The sequence below is a fragment of the Alteribacillus persepolensis genome, from assembly GCF_900099605.1.
GTDB lineage: Bacteria > Bacillota > Bacilli > Bacillales > Marinococcaceae > Alteribacillus > Alteribacillus persepolensis.
The window spans coordinates 60,999-79,030 of the sequence record NZ_FNDK01000004.1 but is presented as its reverse complement, the minus strand read 5'-3'; the positions used below and the strand labels follow the sequence as shown (position 1 = coordinate 79,030).

Annotated in this window: 14 protein-coding genes; all 14 read right to left on the bottom strand. The window is 42.1% G+C overall.

The annotated features are described in order from the left end of the window. Positions 1-12: 12 nt before the first annotated feature. The 14 genes from polA to accD all read right to left on the bottom strand — a co-directional run bounded on the left by polA (position 13) and on the right by accD (position 17,905). On the bottom strand, positions 13-2,637 hold the full coding sequence (gene polA / locus BLT18_RS05345; protein ID WP_091271919.1) for a DNA polymerase I: 2,625 nt from the start codon (positions 2,635-2,637) through the stop codon (positions 13-15). A 156-nt stretch (positions 2,638-2,793) separates the two neighbouring features. Continuing rightward, on the bottom strand, positions 2,794-3,723 hold the full coding sequence (gene hflC, locus BLT18_RS05340; RefSeq protein ID WP_091271918.1) for a protease modulator HflC: 930 nt from the start codon (positions 3,721-3,723) through the stop codon (positions 2,794-2,796). Then, positions 3,713-4,717: an FtsH protease activity modulator HflK gene (gene hflK / locus BLT18_RS05335; protein ID WP_175487385.1), complete on the bottom strand. Its 1,005-nt coding sequence runs from the start codon at positions 4,715-4,717 to the stop codon at positions 3,713-3,715. Before hflK ends, hflC begins: the two co-directional genes overlap by 11 nt. Positions 4,718-5,110: 393 nt before the next feature. Beyond that, the gene (gene pnpS, locus BLT18_RS05330) at positions 5,111-6,874 is read right to left on the bottom strand and encodes a two-component system histidine kinase PnpS (RefSeq protein ID WP_091271914.1); all 1,764 of its coding nucleotides are present in this window, start codon (positions 6,872-6,874) and stop codon (positions 5,111-5,113) included. After that, positions 6,871-7,587: a response regulator transcription factor gene (locus tag BLT18_RS05325; RefSeq protein ID WP_091271912.1), complete on the bottom strand. Its 717-nt coding sequence runs from the start codon at positions 7,585-7,587 to the stop codon at positions 6,871-6,873. Before BLT18_RS05325 ends, pnpS begins: the two co-directional genes overlap by 4 nt. A 245-nt stretch (positions 7,588-7,832) precedes the next feature. Continuing rightward, positions 7,833-8,777 (bottom strand): malate dehydrogenase, encoded by a 945-nt coding sequence (gene mdh / locus BLT18_RS05320; RefSeq protein ID WP_091271910.1) that lies wholly within the window; start codon positions 8,775-8,777, stop codon positions 7,833-7,835. A 21-nt stretch (positions 8,778-8,798) separates the two neighbouring features. Next, complete coding sequence (icd, locus tag BLT18_RS05315; RefSeq protein ID WP_091271909.1) at positions 8,799-10,067, bottom strand: NADP-dependent isocitrate dehydrogenase; 1,269 nt, start codon at positions 10,065-10,067, stop codon at positions 8,799-8,801. Between the two features lie 123 nt (positions 10,068-10,190). Continuing rightward, positions 10,191-11,306, bottom strand: a complete 1,116-nt coding sequence (gene citZ, locus BLT18_RS05310; protein ID WP_091271907.1) for a citrate synthase — start codon at positions 11,304-11,306, stop codon at positions 10,191-10,193. 346 nt (positions 11,307-11,652) lie between these two features. After that, on the bottom strand, positions 11,653-12,147 hold the full coding sequence (locus tag BLT18_RS05305) for a DUF441 domain-containing protein (RefSeq protein ID WP_407639917.1): 495 nt from the start codon (positions 12,145-12,147) through the stop codon (positions 11,653-11,655). Between the two features lie 64 nt (positions 12,148-12,211). Continuing rightward, on the bottom strand, positions 12,212-12,607 hold the full coding sequence (locus BLT18_RS05300) for an FxsA family protein (protein WP_091271905.1): 396 nt from the start codon (positions 12,605-12,607) through the stop codon (positions 12,212-12,214). Positions 12,608-12,678: 71 nt separating this feature from the next. Further along, entirely contained in the window at positions 12,679-14,433 is a 1,755-nt protein-coding gene (pyk, locus tag BLT18_RS05295) for a pyruvate kinase (protein ID WP_091271904.1), read from the bottom strand. Between the two features lie 64 nt (positions 14,434-14,497). Further along, entirely contained in the window at positions 14,498-15,457 is a 960-nt protein-coding gene (pfkA, locus tag BLT18_RS05290; RefSeq protein WP_091271902.1) for a 6-phosphofructokinase, read from the bottom strand. Between the two features lie 591 nt (positions 15,458-16,048). After that, on the bottom strand, positions 16,049-17,029 hold the full coding sequence (gene accA / locus BLT18_RS05285) for an acetyl-CoA carboxylase carboxyl transferase subunit alpha (protein WP_091271901.1): 981 nt from the start codon (positions 17,027-17,029) through the stop codon (positions 16,049-16,051). 18 nt (positions 17,030-17,047) lie between these two features. After that, a complete protein-coding gene (accD, locus tag BLT18_RS05280; protein ID WP_091271900.1) occupies positions 17,048-17,905 on the bottom strand; it encodes an acetyl-CoA carboxylase, carboxyltransferase subunit beta in 858 nt (285 codons plus the stop codon). Positions 17,906-18,032 lie beyond the last annotated feature (127 nt).

The window sequence follows — 18,032 nt, the reverse complement described above, 5'->3', positions numbered from 1 at the left end:
TCTTTCTCTCCCTTACTTTGCATCATACCAAGTTGGTCCATAAGAAACTTCAACCTCTAACGGCACATCAAGCTGCATTGTTTTTTCCATCACAGAAGATACGAGCTCTTTCATTGTATCTATCTCTTCTTCAGGCACTTCAAAAATTAATTCGTCATGCACTTGCAGCAGTAAACGACTGTGTAAATTTTGATTGTTCAACGCTTCGTTCACATCAACCATGGCTTGCTTAATAATATCTGCTGCGGTTCCTTGAATTGGTGTATTCATCGCCGTACGCTCTGCAAACGAGCGGCGGTTAAAATTTTTGCTCGTTATTTCCGGAAGATAGCGCCTCCGGTTTAACAGCGTCGTCACATATCCTTTCTCTCTCGCTTCTTCTTTGATGTCATCCATGTATTCTTTTACGTTGGGATAACTCGCTAAATAGCGATCAATAAACTCTTGAGCCTCTTTTCTTGTAATGCCGAGGCTTTGTGACAATCCGTAATCAGAAATGCCATAAACGATACCAAAATTCACTGCTTTAGCCGTCCTTCTCATGTTTGATGTCACATCATCTTCGTCCACATGAAACACATCCATCGCCGTTTTCGTATGAACGTCCATGTTTTTTTGGAAAGCTTCCATCAAACCTTCATCTTTGGCGATATGAGCAAGGACACGCAGCTCAATTTGAGAATAGTCAGCTGCAAGAATAGACCAGCCCGGCTCTGCAGAAATAAATGCTTTTCTGATCCGGCGTCCTTCTTCTAAACGAATCGGGATATTTTGCAAATTAGGTTCGGTTGAACTTAAACGTCCTGTTTGCGTAATCGCTTGGTTAAACATCGTATGAATTTTATTCGTATCTGGATGAATCACCTTTAATAACCCTTCAATATAAGTGGATTTCAACTTTGACACTTGTCTGTACAACAGCAGCTTTGGAATAATGTCATGCTTGTCTTCTAGCTTTTCTAATACATCTGCCGACGTAGAGTATCCCGTTTTTGTTTTTTTAATAACAGGCAGATCGAGTTTTTCGAACAGAATCGGCCCAAGCTGTTTTGGAGAATTAATATTAAACTCGGTGCCTGCTAATTCATAAATGTCTGATTGTAATTGGTCCAGTTTTTCATCGAGCTCTGTCCCGATTTTCTCCAGCTGCTGTTTATCCACCTTGACGCCCGTCGTTTCCATTTCCCCGAGAATGAGAGTTAGAGGCATCTCTAACTCCGTAAACAGTTGAAACTGTTCATTGTTTTTCAACTCTTCTTCAAGCCGTGGTTTTAACGTAAATACTGCTTCGCCTTTTCGCACCAAATGCTCCGCCAAATCCGGATCTTCTGGTTTTTTCTGTTTAGCACCTTTTCCGTATACTGCTTCATCGCTGTGCACAATGTTTTTCTGCTGGCGGCTTGCAATGTCTGTGACACTGTGTGAAGAAACAGAAGGATCAATCAAGTAAGAGGCAATCAGTGCATCATGGGTTACCCCTTTTAACGTAATGCCGTGCCACCCTAAAGCAACCATGGCACGTTTGGTGTCAAATGTATATTTCTCTTTCGATGCATCTTGTGCCCATTTTCGAAAGGCGTCAGACTTCACTGCTGCTTCTAAAGGAAAATAGTAACGGCCATCCTCATGGACAACAGAAATCCCCCAAATATCAGCATGGTGATAATTTTCATGCGGAACTTCAACCATCAACGCAGATGGACTTTTCAACATGTCTTCGCTCAGCGTATCTACTGCTTCAAAGGAGATATCTTCCAGCGATTCTTTTTCGTTTTCTGCTCCATCGATGGAACCTAATAATGATTGAAACTCCAATTCTTTAAACAGCTCTGACAGCTGTTTCGTATCATATGAACGGCGTTTTATTTCTTCTATGGCAACTTGAAGCGGCACATCTCGATAAATTACCGCCAGCTCCTTGCTCATCAGTGCTTGCTTTTTATGTTCTGTCAGACGCTCCTTCATTTTCTTGCCGGAAATATGTTCGATGGAATCTAAAACATTTTCTACCGAATCATACTCTTTCAATAACTTCAGCGCCGTCTTCTCTCCAATACCCGGCACACCTGGAATATTATCAGAACTATCCCCCATCAGTCCTTTCATATCAACAATTTGTGCAGGTTTAATTCCATACTTTTCGTCAATGGCTGCGACATCATAAGACTCAATGTTTGTTACACCTTTTTTTGTAAGCGCCACTGTCGTTTTATCGGATACGAGCTGCAGCAAGTCTTTATCTCCAGTGTAAACCCGCACATCCCAGCCCTCTGCTTCCGCCTGCTTAGACAATGTGCCGATAATGTCATCAGCTTCATAATTGGCTAACTCCGTATGAGAAATTTGAAATGCATCTAATGTTTCACGAATTAGAGGAAGTTGTTCAGAAAGCTCTGAGGGTGTTTTTTGGCGTCCCGACTTATATTCATCAAACGTCTCATGCCGAAACGTTGTTTTGCCGGCGTCAAAAGCAACGAGTATATGAGAAGGGTCTTCTTCTTCTAACACTTTTAATAACATCGTTGTAAAACCATAAACAGCATTTGTGTAGACCCCTTTTTGGTTGTTTAATAAAGGCAGTGCAAAAAACGCACGATAGGCAATGCTGTTTCCGTCAATCAATACAAGCTTGCTCAATGAGAAAGCTCCTCTCTATTTAAAATAAATCATAAAACGTATTCTATCCTTCTACATTTTATCACACTCGCATTTTGCAGTTCTACTTAACAAAGAAAAGCGCAAGTGTCCTGAAAAATGAAGAAAGCAGCCCCTTTTTAGGACTGCTTGTACTCTTTAATCCACATACCCCATTAAAATACGAGCATAAGGAGAGTCGGACGGGAGAACAATAACCGTTTCATCATCAATCGTCGTTTCATATGTCTCCAGTGTCTTGTAGAGCTCATAGAATTCCGGGTCACGGCTGAATGCACTATTATATATTTCTGCAGCCTGCGCTTCCCCTTCCCCGATAATCTCTTCCGCATCCGCTTCTGCTTCAGAAAGCATTTCTGTTACTTCTTTATCAGTATTAGCACGAATGCGGTTTGCTTCAGCATCCCCTTCCGACAAGTATTCCTGGGCTGTCGATTCCCTCTCTGAGATCATCCGTCGATACACAGCTTTTTCGTTATCTTCTGGAAGGTCCGTTCGCTTCATGCGGACATCTGTTACAACAATTCCGTAATTTCCGTCTGCAAGCAGCTCATTAACACGGCTGCTTACCATCTCATTGACGTCGCCTCGGGCGGAATCTTCTTCATTAATAATTTGATCAAATTCCAACTGCCCCAGTTCTGAACGCATAACCGAATTAATGAAATTAGCCATAATGGATTCTGCGTTTTCAATTGTTCTCGCATTGGCTATCATCGCTTGCGGACTTTCCACGCGCCAGACAGCATAGTTGTCAACCAGTACTCTTTTTTTATCAAGTGTATTAATTTCAGCTGATGTAATATCGTAGTTCATTTGATACTTCGGCAGTGACTGAACTTGTTGGATAAATGGAACTTTAATGCTTAATCCAGGTTCGTTTTCAATGCGGACAACTTCTCCAAATTGGGTAACAACTTTATACTCGCCTTGTTGTACAATAAACACATTCATCAATCCAATAACGAGAACCGCTAATAAAACAACAATAATGACAGCTGTTTTAATCCATTTCGTCCAGCTTGTCTGGTGCTCTTGCATATCAAAGACATTGTTATCATCTGCCATCCGAATCGCCTCCCTCGCCGTTGTTTGCGTCCTCTTGAGCATTATCTGCTGCAGCACGACTGCTGGATCGATTTTCATCTAAAGGCCGTATTGGCAAATAATTCACTGTATCCTGCTGGCTGTCGATAATATAAAGCTCGGTGGATGGCAGCACATCTTGCAATGTTTCTAGAACGAGACGCTGTCTTGTTACTTCTGGGTCATTGATATACTCATCATACAGAGCATTAAACCTTGCTGTTTCCCCGCGAGCCTGTTCTGCTCTCTGTGCTCGCTGGCCTTCTGCTCTTGATATAACTGCATCTGCTTCCCCTTCTGCTTCATTCATTTCTTGATTGCGATATTTATTGGCTTCATTAATCTTCGTCAGCCGCTCTTCTCTTGCATCTGTTACCGCAGTAAACGCCTGGCGGACTTCTTCTGTCGGAAGCTCCACATCTTGCAATTTCACATCCATGACCGTAATGCCAATTTGATATTTATCGACTAGTTCTGTTAATGAATCCAATACGGTCGCTTCAATTTCAGCACGCTGGTCCGTTAATACATCATCTACTTCTGAACTACCAATCACGCCGCGAAGCGACGCAGACGATGCCTGATATAAGATGTTTTCCGGGTCACTGGCGTTAAATAAGTATTCTTCTGGATTCGTTATCCGCCACTGCACCACCAGGTCAACAAATAATATGTTCTCGTCACCTGTAATCATTTTCGCTTCATCGTTATAATCCGTGACTTCTCCGTCATCTGATGATTCATAACCGACCCGCAAAGAATTAGTCGATACGGACAAAATCTCTGCCCGCTGAATCGGCCAAGGTAATTTAAATTTCAAACCAGGCTCTGTGACTGTCTCATCTACGCGGCCAAATGTAATCAGTGCCGCCTGTTCCGATTCATCAACTGTATACCAGCCTGTAAATAAAAATAATGCTAAAATGACAATGCCTAAAAAAGAAAAGAACCCCAATATAATTTGCTTTAATGTCAGCACATGCTCATCCCCCTTTTTCTCTCTATGTGCGTATACGACAGACACAGCTATCCGGTTTCAGAAAAACTGAAAGGATATCGTAAGACGTATATGCATCACACATGCGGCATGGTTTTCATTATATTACAAATACTGTCATATTCCAGTAATAAAGTAAAAAAATTTAAACGCATCATACATTTACTTCCGCTCGCTTCACACCCTTCTAGCACAAAAAGACGAAAGCCAAGGGGAGGCTTTCGTCTCTCAAAGGGGATGTTTCAACCTGTCTGCTGCTTGAAGGGATGATAAAAAGCAGCATAACAGCTAAATGAAACCGTTCACCTTAAATGATAAAGTGATAACGTAAAGGAGTCATTTAATGGTTGTTAATTTTTTGTAAATTTTACACTATTCTTCTTCATTATGGTGCTTGGGAAAGCGAATGGTAAACGTTGTTCCTTTATGCTTCGTACTGTCCACCTCGATTTCTGCATGGTGTGCCTCAGCCAAGTGCTTGACAATGGCCAGTCCTAATCCCGTTCCTCCCGAATGTCTGCTTCTATCTTTATTGACACGATAAAAGCGCTCAAAAATTCTCGGCAGTTCTTGTTCATTCATGCCAATCCCCGTATCTTGCACTTTCACAATAACGGTATCGGGTTCTGCTTTCACACTAACATCAATTACCCCCTCTTCTGGTGTATACACAATTGCATTAGAAATGAGGTTTATCACTATTTGTTTAAACCTGGCGGCATCGCCATCCATATGAATTGTTTCAGGGGCGGTAAATGTCAAAGTGATGTTTTTTTCCTCCGCTTTTGGCTGCAATAAGTCCACCACGTCTTTGATTGACTGATTTACATGGACTTGCTGCCAGTTTAATTCGAAGTATTCTTGTTCTATTTTGGACAGCTCTAGTAAATCACTAATTAAGTCTTGTAAGCGGTCGCTTTCTTTCCAAATAATATCTAAAAACTGCTTCCTTGCATTTTTATCTTCCATTGCGCCATCCAATAATGTTTCGGTGAAGCCTTTTAAAGAAGTAACGGGTGTCTTTAGTTCATGAGACACATTGGCTACAAAATCCTTGCGCACTTGTTCTAACTTTTTCAGCTCGGTGATATCGTGCAATACAAGCACAATGCCGCGCAGCTTGTCTCTGTCTCCAACGATTGGTGCACCATACACGTCGTAATGCTGCACTTGAAGACGCGTTGTCAGCTGTACTTGATCTTTCACTTTTTCTTCAGTCAGAAAAATCTGCTGGATAAGCTGAATTAAATGTTTATCTTCAATCACTTGGTAATACAGCTTCTGCAGCCATTCATCTGTGTTTTCGTTGAAAATATCTTTACAGTACCTATTAACAAGTGAAATATCGCCTCGATCGTTAATAAAAATTAAGCCGCTGCCCATGTGATCAATTAATGCTTCTAATCTTTCCTGCTGAATTTTGTACTGCCTTGTTATTTGATCAAGATTGTAAGCAAGAATATTAATAGACCTTGTCAACTGGCCAACTTCATCTTTTGTTCCTTCATATGTTCTTGCTTTGAAATTGCCTTTGGCAAGCTCCTTGGCTACTTCCGTCACTTGTCCAATTGGTCGTGTTAATTGGTTAGCAATACGATAACTTAATGAAACAATGATAATAAATGCCAGCGAAAAACTCACACCTAAAAACATCCATATTTGCTGGTTCACTTCCCCTAAATGATCAACCGGCAGCGCTAGGCGAACATAAGCATTTTCATTTTCACCATAAGAAAAAGGATAAGCATAATAAAATAAATCTTCTCCTCTCGCTTCACTGTACCGGATCGTTGTTCCGCCATTTTCATCAGCTTGTTCGATTTCAGGATGTTGTAAATAATTTTCTGCAGCTTCGGCATCAGCTAATGTTTCTCCAGCTATCTCACCGTTTTCTTTAATAACTGTGACACGAACATCAAGGGCATCTCCCAACTCTTCTGCAAACGTTTGCCATTCGTTTTCATCTTTATCTTGAAAGGCCAAAGCGGCAAGAGAAGCTTCCTTGCCAAGCCTTTCTTCCAATTGATCCATGTATATGCCCTTTAAAATTTGACCGAGCAGAATACCAAGCGCAGCTAATACAAACAATATGGCAATCATTAAACCAAAGACGAGCCTGGTTCGGAACTTCATCATGTAACTGGCGGCTCCTCAAACTTATAACCGAGTCCCCGAACGGTTTTTATATATACTGGTTTTTTCGTGTTCGGCTCTATTTTTTCTCGTAAATGACTAATATGTACATCAACAATTCTCGTGTCACCGACAAACTCGTAATTCCATACAGCGTTTAAAAGCTGGTCTCTCGTCATTACCCGACCTTTATTATGTGATAAGTATAAAAGCAGCTCAAATTCCTTTGGTGTTAATTCCAGTTGTTCATCATTTACATACACCTCATAATTTTCCGGATAAATGGTTAAATGACCAATAAGCAGTTTTTTATCGGTTGTCATATTTTCTTCTTTTTGTACAGGAGCTTGATCCACTCTTCTTAAGATAGCTTTGACGCGAGCGACAAGCTCTCGTGGACTGAACGGTTTTGTCATGTAATCATCGGCACCAAGTTCCAAACCTAATACTTTATCAAACTCATCGTCCTTTGCAGTAAGCATAAGGATAGGAATGCTCACCTTATCTTGGCGCATTTGCCTGCATACTTCTAATCCGTCCATCTCCGGAAGCATTAAATCAAGTACCACTAGTTCATAAGAAGCATTTCTCACTTTTTCCATTGCTTCTTTCCCATCCATTGCCGTATCTACCTGAAACCCCGCTTGCTCCAAATTGTAAGAAAGAAGAGTAATGATTGATTCTTCATCGTCAACAACAAGCAATTTTTGCGGCATAAATTTTTTCCACCTTTTCACGCCGGTTTCCCCTTATTACCGGCAGAGATATTATTCCGGTTTCACTTCCATCCCCTTTGTGCTCTCTTTTTATCATACTATAACATGACAGGCTCCTACAATTGCCTATTTCTAGCCGGACCTTCACCGCACCGAGACAAACCACTTACTAGAATAAAACGTCCCTGACATACAAAAAAGCTGTCAAACGAGTGAAAAACCCATTTGACAGCCTTTTGATCAGCTTATTCCTTTGGAAGAGCTTCCATCACGTTACGTACCGACTCAACAGACTTTGCGAAGTCTGCCTTTTCTTCCTCTGTTAAATCAAGCTCAATGACTTTTTCAATACCGTCACCGCCAAGTACGGTAGGTACACCAACATATAAGTCTTTATAGCCATATTCGCCTTCAAGATAAGCAATCGTTGGCAGGACACGTTTCTTATCTTTCAAAATCGTTTCTATCATTTGTGTCAAAGAAGCCGCTGGCGCGTAATATGCACTGCCGTTCCCCAGCAGTCCTACAATTTCACCGCCGCCTTTTCTTGTTCGTTCTACAATCGCATCAATACGATCTTGAGACATCAATGCTGTTAGCGGAACACCGCCAGCGTTGGAATAACGGATGAGCGGCACCATGTCATCTCCGTGCCCGCCAAGCACAAAACCTTGAATATCTTCTACAGATAAACCAAGTTCCTGGGCAACAAACGTACGGAAACGTGCAGTATCAAGCACCCCGGATTGACCAATAACACGATTTTTCGGGAATCCAGACTCTTTATACACTGCATACGTCATGGCGTCTGCCGGATTGGTTAAAACAATAATATAGCAATCTGGAGAATGTTTTACCACTTCTTTTGTAACAGACTTCATAATGTTTGCATTTGTATTTACTAAGTCATCACGACTCATACCTGGTTTTCTTGCAATCCCTGCTGTAATGACAACAACGTCAGAACCAGCTGTATCGGCATAATCAGATGTTCCCGTAATGTTCACATCTGCTCCTTCTACTGGTGTTGCCTCAAGCATGTCTAGTGTCTTTCCTTTTGTCGGATCTTCCATGTCTGGAATATCAACAAGCACAACATCCCCGAGCTCTTTTTGTGCTGTCATTAGAGCCGTTGTCGCACCGGTAAACCCTGCACCAATTACAGAAATCTTCCTACGTTTAATTGCCATCATGGTCCCTCCTAGGGTAGGTTACATGTTTTTGATAAGCTCATCACCGAATTCAGAGCACTTCACTTCTGTTGCGCCGTCCATCAAGCGAGCAAAATCATACGTTACTACTTTGCTTCCGATAGTCTGATCCATCGATTGAAGAACAAGATCAGCCGCTTCATTCCAGCCTAAGTGACGAAGCATCAGCTCACCAGATAAAATAACAGAAGATGGATTTACTTTGTCCATTCCTGCATATTTCGGCGCTGTACCATGAGTTGCTTCAAAAATAGCATGTCCAGATTCATAGTTGATATTTGCACCCGGTGCAATACCGATACCGCCCACTTGTGCTGCCAGCGCATCAGAAACATAGTCTCCGTTTAAGTTCATTGTTGCAACAACATCAAATTCTTTTGGACGTGTAAGAATTTGCTGCAAGAAGATGTCAGCAATCGCATCTTTAATAATGATTTTGCCATCTTCTTCTGCTTTTTGCTGTGCAGCGTTTGCTGCTTCTTTTCCTTCTTTTTCTACGATTTCATCGTACTGGTCCCAAGTGAATACTTTATCACCGTATTCGCGCTCTGCCAGTTCATAACCCCAGGCTTTAAAAGCACCTTCTGTAAACTTCATAATGTTCCCTTTGTGTACAAGGGTAACACTTTTACGGCCTTCTTGAATAGCGTAATCAATAGCCGCACGCACGAGACGTTCTGTCCCTTCTTTAGAAACCGGCTTCACACCAATTCCAGAAGTTTCAGGGAAACGGATGTTTGTTGCTCCCATTTCATTTTGAAGGAAATCAACAACTTTTTTCGCTTCATCCGTTCCTTCTTTGAATTCGATACCAGCATAAATATCTTCTGTGTTCTCACGGAAGATAGCCATGTTTACATCTTCAGGGCGCTTAACTGGGGAAGGAACACCAGTGAAGTGGCGAACAGGACGAAGGCAGGTAAATAGGTCGAGCTTTTGGCGAAGCGCAACGTTCAATGAACGAATACCGCCTCCGATAGGTGTAGTCAATGGACCTTTAATCGCAATTAAATATTCACGAATGGTGTCTAGTGATTCCTCTGGAAGCCACTCACCTGTATTGTTATACGCTTTTTCCCCGACTAAAATTTCTTTCCAATGAATTTTCTTCTTGCCGTCGTATGCTTTTTCAACAGCTGCGTCGAGTACTCGGCTTGCTGCGGCCCAGATGTCAGGACCAATGCCGTCTCCTTCTATGTATGGGATTACTGGTTGATCAGGTACGTTCAACTTTCCATTTTGTGTAGTAATTTTTTCTCCATTAGCCATGATAAAACCTCCTGCTGAGTAATATTTGGATAAAAAGCGCAAGCGCCCTCTTTCATTGTAGACTGGACGCTTCAGCTAGACAACCTTTTCGTCATGATATTTATATGGCCCAGTTATATTATTTTATCTTTCGTCTACTGGTACATAGGTTTGTTTTTCTGGTCCAACATATTCTGCTCTTGGACGAATTAAGCGGTTGTTGCTGTATTGTTCAAGAATATGTGCAATCCATCCAGACACACGGCTGGTAGCAAAGATTGGTGTGAACAAGTCATGGTCAATACCAAGACTATGGTAAACAGACGCTGAATAAAAGTCTACGTTTGGCGGAAGTCCTTTTTCACTAGTGACCATTTCTTCAATCTTAATCGACATGTCATACCATTTTGATTCACCAGTAATGCCTGTTAGTTTTTTCGACATTTCGCGAAGATGTTTCGCACGCGGATCACCCTGCTTGTATACGCGGTGCCCAAATCCCATAATTTTTTCTTTGTTATCAATTGCTTTGCGGATATAAGGCTCAACATTGTCAGTATTACCAATTTCCATCAGCATAGCCATGACACGTTCATTCGCACCGCCATGCAACGGACCTTTCAACGCACCAATTGCCGCTGTAACACCGGAATAAATATCAGACAATGTAGCCACACATACACGTGCTGTAAAAGTAGAGGCATTCAGCTCATGGTCTGCGTGCAGTACAAGAGCTTTATTAAAAGCCGTTTCCGACGTTTCATCCGGTTCTTCCCCTTTTAGCATGTACAAAAAGTTTGCAGCAAAGCTCAATTCTTTTTTCGGTGCGATTGGTTCCTTCCCTTCACGAATACGGCTAAAGCCAGTCACGACCGCAGGGATTTTAGCTTGCAGACGAATTGCTTTTTGCTTGTTGGCTTCTTCTGTCATCTCATCAGCAGCTTCGTCATATAACCCCAGCTGTGATATGGCAGTTCTTAACGCAGCCATTGGATGAACCTTGTCCACTGGATATGCCTTCATATAATCAAAAACTTCTTTTGGCACTTCCATGTTTTCCGCTAATTGTTTTGTCAACTCATCCAGTTCACTTCTTTTTGGCAGACGGCCGTTCCAAAGCAAAAAGATAACTTCTTCAAAAGATGCATTTTCAGCCAAATCATCAATGTTATAGCCTTGGTACGTTAATACATCGTCAATAATAGAACTAACACTAGAGGATGTTGCCACTACACCTTCAAGACCACGAGTTGTGCTCATACCAACCTCTCCTTTTACACAAAATATGTTTGTTAAAATTATCCGAAAACCGCAAGTGCTTACATTTTTCGCGTTATATCAGCACCCTGCGCGCAAGGTAGAATGCTTAGTCTGTTTTAAGCATAAAGAAATTATATGTTTTCTTTCATCCTTAAAAACAGCTCGTTAAACACGCGATTTGTTTCGTCAGCTATGTAGAAGGAATATTGAAGCCCTTTTCATTATAAACATTTTTTACAGCTTTGTGAACGCAAAATAATTAAATAATACTTTTTCACCTAAAAAAATCATTAATTCTATTATTCAGACAAATTTCATCAGGCTGAAGAGAATCAGCCATTCATTCTCAACCGCCGGCGGAAGAAAACATTTCGACAAGCCTCATTGCTGTATATGCAATCCCTGCGCCTATTAAAGGACCGACCGCTACACCATTAAACAGCGCAACAGCTAAAATCGTACCAATAACAAGTGCAGCAGTAATATGCGGGTCATTTTGAAGCAGTATGACTCCACCTTTTGCGATTAGAGCTACAAATATTCCTGAAGCAAGTGCAATCCATGCATAATAAGATTTCACTGCTTCCCCAAGTTGTTTAAAACCAATTTCACCCGTTACGATGGGTACAAGAACCGCAATCGTAAGAATGGTAACTGCAATAGGTATCCCTTTTGCCTGGAGGAACGGAAATACTTTTCCGCCGAGTCCTGCCCACCGAACAAGCAGTAAAAACAACACAGCAATGATTAAGGATTGGTTTTTACCTAATACTCCAATCGCAAGCAAAATAAGCATGAATATAGATGCCTGCGATATCAACTGTTGTTCATCCTTCCACATAGTCTTCTCATCTATCCTACCATACATGTGCAGTGTCTGTCATGTGAGACAGAAGCAGCTTCTATTACCAGCGTCGAAAATAGATAATCTTTCCACTCTTAAGCAAAGATGCAAAGATTTTTTCTAATAATGCCTTTACGATATTTCTCGTATAAGGAAACAACAGGAAAAATCCAGCTGCATCTGTAATAAATCCTGGAGTCAGCAGCACCGCGCCTCCAACTAATATGCATATTCCATCTAAAACAAGTCCTCCCGGCACTTGCCCGTTTTGCAGCTGAAGCTGTGCTGCGCGAACTGTCTGCAGCCCTTCTCGCTTGGCCAGCCACGCTCCTATTATGCCGGTTAAAATAATAAGAAATATGGTTGGCCATATTCCCAATGTATTACCCGATAATATGAGCACTCCGATTTCAAGAGCCGGCACGACGATGATCAGTAATAGTAACCATCTCCCCATAGCGTCTTCCTCCTTTGCATAACATGGAAACAAAAGCTGCTCCGACAATCATCGGAACAGCTTCTCTGGTATTACAAGACACTGGCGTGGCCGCGGTAAAGGTCGCCGCGAGAGCTGTCCACCGTAATTTCCTCTCCATCTTCAAACAAGTCTACAGCTTCTTTTACTCCCACTACCACCGGAGTACCTAAATTTAATCCTACTACCGCTGCATGAGAAGTTAATCCACCTTCTTCTGTTACAACTGCTGCCGCTTTTTCAAATGCTGGCACCATGTCTTTATCCGTGCTGTACGTAATAAGAATGTTTCCCTCTTCTACTTTTTCAATGGCTTCTTCAGCTGAACGAGCTACAACAACTCTTCCTGTTGTCGTTGTTCTGCCGATGCCTTGTCCTTTGCCAACTACTTCCCCGATGACATGAACTTTCATAATATTTGTTGTTCCAGTCTCTCCTACCGGAACACCAGCAGTGATAACAACTAAATCACCATGGCCAATAAAGCCGGTTTTTAATGATTCACGCACCGTGCTGTCCAGCATTTCATCGGTTGTCTCTGCTCTTTGTCCCAATAGCGGAGATACACCCCACACAAGCGAAAGTCTGCGTACTACTTTTTCATTACTAGTAACCGCAATAATCGGTGATTCAGGCCTGTATTTTGACACAATCTTTGCTGTATAGCCGCTTTCTGTTGCCGTCAATATTGCTGCCGCATCCAAATTATAAGCGGTATGAGAGACGGACTGGCTGATTGAATTTGTAATGGAGCGGTTACTTTCTTTTGTGCGCTCATTTAATATATTTTTATATGTTAATGCTGACTCTGCTTTGTACGCAATATTGCTCATTGTTTGGACGGCTTCTACCGGGTAGTCTCCCGCTGCTGTTTCACCAGAAAGCATAATCGCATCCGTTCCATCAAAAATGGCATTGGCAACGTCACTTGCTTCTGCTCTAGTCGGGCGTGGATTGCGCTGCATGGAATCCAGCATCTGTGTTGCTGTGATAACAGGCTTTGCTAATGCATTACACTTTTTGATTAACGTTTTTTGTGCGAGCGGCACCTCTTCTGGCGGTATTTCTACCCCAAGATCACCGCGTGCGACCATAAGCCCGTCCGACACCTCAAGAATTTCCTCGATGTTCTCAATACCTTCTTGATTTTCGATTTTCGGGATAATTTGAATGTCTTCGGCTTGGTGATTTTCCAGTATTTCCCTGATTTCTAACACATCTGATGTTCGTCTGACAAACGAAGCAGCAACAAAATCTACATCGTTCTCGATGCCAAATTTAATATCATCTGCATCTTTTTCTGTAATACCAGGCAGGCTGACCTTTACGTTTGGAAGGTTGACTCCTTTTTTGTTTTTCAGCTCGCCGCTGTTCAACACTTTCGTCAGCACTTCTTTTTCTTTTGTTTCTATTACTTCAAGCTCAATCAAACCGTCATCTAACAAAATCTTTTTCCCAGGCTCTACATCATCTGCTAACCTGCTGTAAGTAACCGAAATTTTTTGTGGTGTTCCTTCGACTTCCTCAGATGAAACGACGAGTTCTTGCCCTTTTTCTAGTGTAATAGAACCACCTTTCATTGTATGTGTTCGGATTTCTGGTCCTTTTGTATCTAAAAGAATAGCTACATGCTTTCCTGTATCTTTTGCAGCTTCTCTAATTCTTTCAATGCGAGCTTTATGTTCATCATAATCGCCATGTGAAAAATTAAGGCGTGCGACATTCATCCCCGCTTCAATTAACTGCTTTAACGTTTGCGAAGACTCACTGGCGGGTCCTATTGTACAAACAATTTTCGTTTTTCTCATCATGGTCCTCCTCTTCTTTTCACATCGTTCTCTCATTGTAGCACAGCTTGTATCATGCCTAGCATTAAATAGATAATTCTTGTGAGAGACGATACATTTCTTGATCGATTTCGTGTGTTTCTGACAACACTTGTGTAATGTCCTTATGCACCAGCTTATTGTTTCTAATACCAACCGCACAGCCCTGTTTTCCATCAAGAAGAAGTTCGACAGCATGTGCCCCGAGCCGGCTTGCTAACACACGGTCGTAAGCAGTAGGGGATCCTCCACGCTGGATATGCCCTAACACAGTGACTCGCGTTTCTAAGTTAGTTTCTTCTTGGATTTTCTGGCCGAATTCTGGACCGCTTCCTACTCCTTCTGCAACGACAATGATGCTGTGTTTCTTTCCACGCTCATGTCCACGCCTAAGCTTCTTGACAATGTCTGTCATCGAATAAGATTCTTCAGGAATGATGATGGTTTCTGCTCCATCTGCAAGGCCGGACCAAAGTGCTAAATCTCCAGCATCCCTTCCCATCACTTCAATCACATAGGTGCGTTCGTGAGAAGTAGCTGTGTCACGGATTTTATCAATCGCGTCAATGACTGTATTCAAGGCTGTATCAAATCCAATAGTAAAATCGGTACCTGGAATGTCGTTATCGATTGTACCGGGAATACCTATTGTTGGAAATCCCAGCTCTGTTAGCTTTTCTGCCCCGCGAAAAGAGCCATCGCCTCCAATAACAACAAGCCCTTGAATACCAATTGCATTTAAATGATCAATGGCTGTTTGTCTGCCTTCCGGTGTTTTAAATTCTTCACAGCGAGCCGTATAGAGCATCGTGCCTCCTCTGTGAATAATGTCACCAACATCCCCAATTTCCAACTTGTGAATATCGTTATTTATTAAGCCAGCGTACCCATAATTTATGCCGTATACTTCTACACCGTGGTATATCGCTTTACGCACCACCGCTCGAATAGCAGCATTCATTCCTGGAGAATCTCCGCCGCTTGTTAATACTCCAATTTTTTTCATGGTTTTCACTCCTTCAATACATCATTATGACCGTTTCATTTTTCACTCATTACATTAAATCATGTTCCTTCTCTGTTTTCAAAATAAAAAACATGGAGCAGCGTGTTCACATTTTTTGATAAAGAACACTCAGCCAGCGCTAATCTTTTTACATGCAGACGCTGTTTCACAGCACATATACAGCTTTCTTCCACACGTTCATAACATCCATCACTCACCTGTGCCAGTATTTTATCCTTTCCTGCCGCGGCTTTAAAAAATCAGTTCTAATACAAATGTTGACGTAAATATCTTGCACGCTTTATTGTCTCCCCCTTTGATTGACAGCAATCAGCGGGAAGACACCAGCGGAAAAAGCAGCAGCTGAAAACCCCGCAGGCAGCGGTAAGCTGCCGGAAAAATGGAAGCATTGCCCGCCGCCAAGCAAATCTGAAGAGCCATCCAGCCAGAAAGAGGAAGATGCCGGCAACGCCTAACTAACTTTATAGAACGAAAACATCAGCTTGTCAGCAAATCCTTATGGCGGAAGCTGACGACCTCTATCTATTTAAAACACAAAGAAAAGTGCTCTCTGAAAATAATCAGAAAGCACTAATCTTGTTCACCGGAGACAACGCTTTCACCGGTTACTTCACCAATCTTTTTATACTTTTCATAGCGCTGCTCGACTAATTCTTCGTCCGACTGCTGTCTTAAACTATGTAAAGACTGCTCTAACACATCATCAATATAGCGAGCCTGCTCTTCAATGTTTTTATGAGCTCCGCCTCTTACCTCTGTGATCATTTCATCAATGACACCTAATTCTTTTAAATCTGGGGCTGTAATACGCATCGTTTGTGCAGCATGCTTGGCATAATTAGCGTCTTTCCATAATAAGGCAGCTGCACCTTCGGGAGAGATGACAGAATACGTGGAGTTCTCAAGCATATGGATATGATTTCCAACGCCAAGTGCAAGTGCTCCGCCGCTTCCGCCTTCTCCAATGACAACGCACACAACAGGAACACGCAACCCAGCCATTTCTAACAAATTGCGTGCAATCGCTTCACTCTGTCCTCTTTCTTCTGCTGCTTTTCCAGGATAGGCACCTTTTGTATCGATGAAACAAATAACAGGACGCAAGAACTTTTCTGCTTGTTTCATTAAACGTAATGCTTTACGATACCCTTCCGGATGCGGCATTCCAAAGTTACGGCGGATGTTTTCTTTCGTATCCTTCCCGCGTTGATGCCCGATAATGGTAATTGGTTCGCCTTTATATTTGGCAATGCCTCCTACAATAGCCTCATCATCCCCATACAGCCTGTCGCCATGAAGCTCGATAAAATCAGTAAACAAATGACCGATATAATCATACGTGGTTGGGCGCTCGGTATGTCTTGCAATCTGAACGCGCTGCCATGGTGTTAAGTTTCCATAGATGTCATCCTCCAGCTGTTTCAGCCGGTCTTCCAGCTTTGTTATTTCACCGCTTAAATCAATGCCTTTTTCGTCTGTAAACGACTTCAATTCATCTATTTTATCGCGAAGCTCCACGACTGGTTTTTCAAATGGCAAGTAACTGTGCATCCTTTTTCACCACCTTTGCTACTGTGACTTGTATCCATGCAAATCTAAAACAGTGGATAATGTCTGCTTCATTTCATCTCGAGGTACTACCCGGTCAAGCTGACCGTGCTTTAATAAAAACTCAGCTGTTTGGAAGTCTTCTGGTAATTCCTGGCGAATCGTTTGCTCAATAATTCTTCGGCCCGCGAAACCTATCAACGCTTTCGGTTCGGCAAAATTATAATCACCTAATGAAGCAAAACTAGCCGATACACCGCCAGTGGTCGGATGCGTCATTACCGATATAAACAATAGTCCTGCTTCCTCCAGCTTTTTCAGTGCAGCACTTGTTTTTGCCATTTGCATAAGGCTTAATACACCCTCTTGCATACGTGCACCGCCCGAAGCAGTAAATAAAATGAATGGCCGTTCTTTTTCTAGCGCTCGTTCAATAGCTCGTGTGATTTTTTCTCCTACAGCCGATCCCATACTGCCCATTCGAAAACGTTGGTCCATCACGCCAATCACTACCAATGATCCGTCCATTTCCCCTTCACCTGTTACGACAGCCTCATTTAATTGTGTTTTCTGGCGGTCTTTTTCCAGCTTTTGTTCGTACTCTGGAAAAGATAAAGGGTCTTGAGACGTTATGTCTGCATCGTATTCTACAAATGTTCCTTCTTCTATTAAGGAATGAATTCGTTCATATGCAGTCATAGGCAAGTGATGTCCGCAGTTAACACAAATCATTTGGTGTTTTTTTAACTCTTTTGTATAGACAATTGTCTTACACTGCGGGCACTTGGTCATTACACCTTGACTCATTGCAGGCGGCTGCTGGCGTTCGGATGGAACCTTCGCGTATTTTCTTTTTTTATTGAAGAAATCTTTTAACACGAGGACACCTTCTTTGCTAACTGTACTATTATTGTATTTCAACTGTTATCGATGTTGTGTTGCCTGTTTAGCTGAAACGCTTGTACCAATTTTATCATAAACATCTCTGCCTCAGGAGAATGAAAAG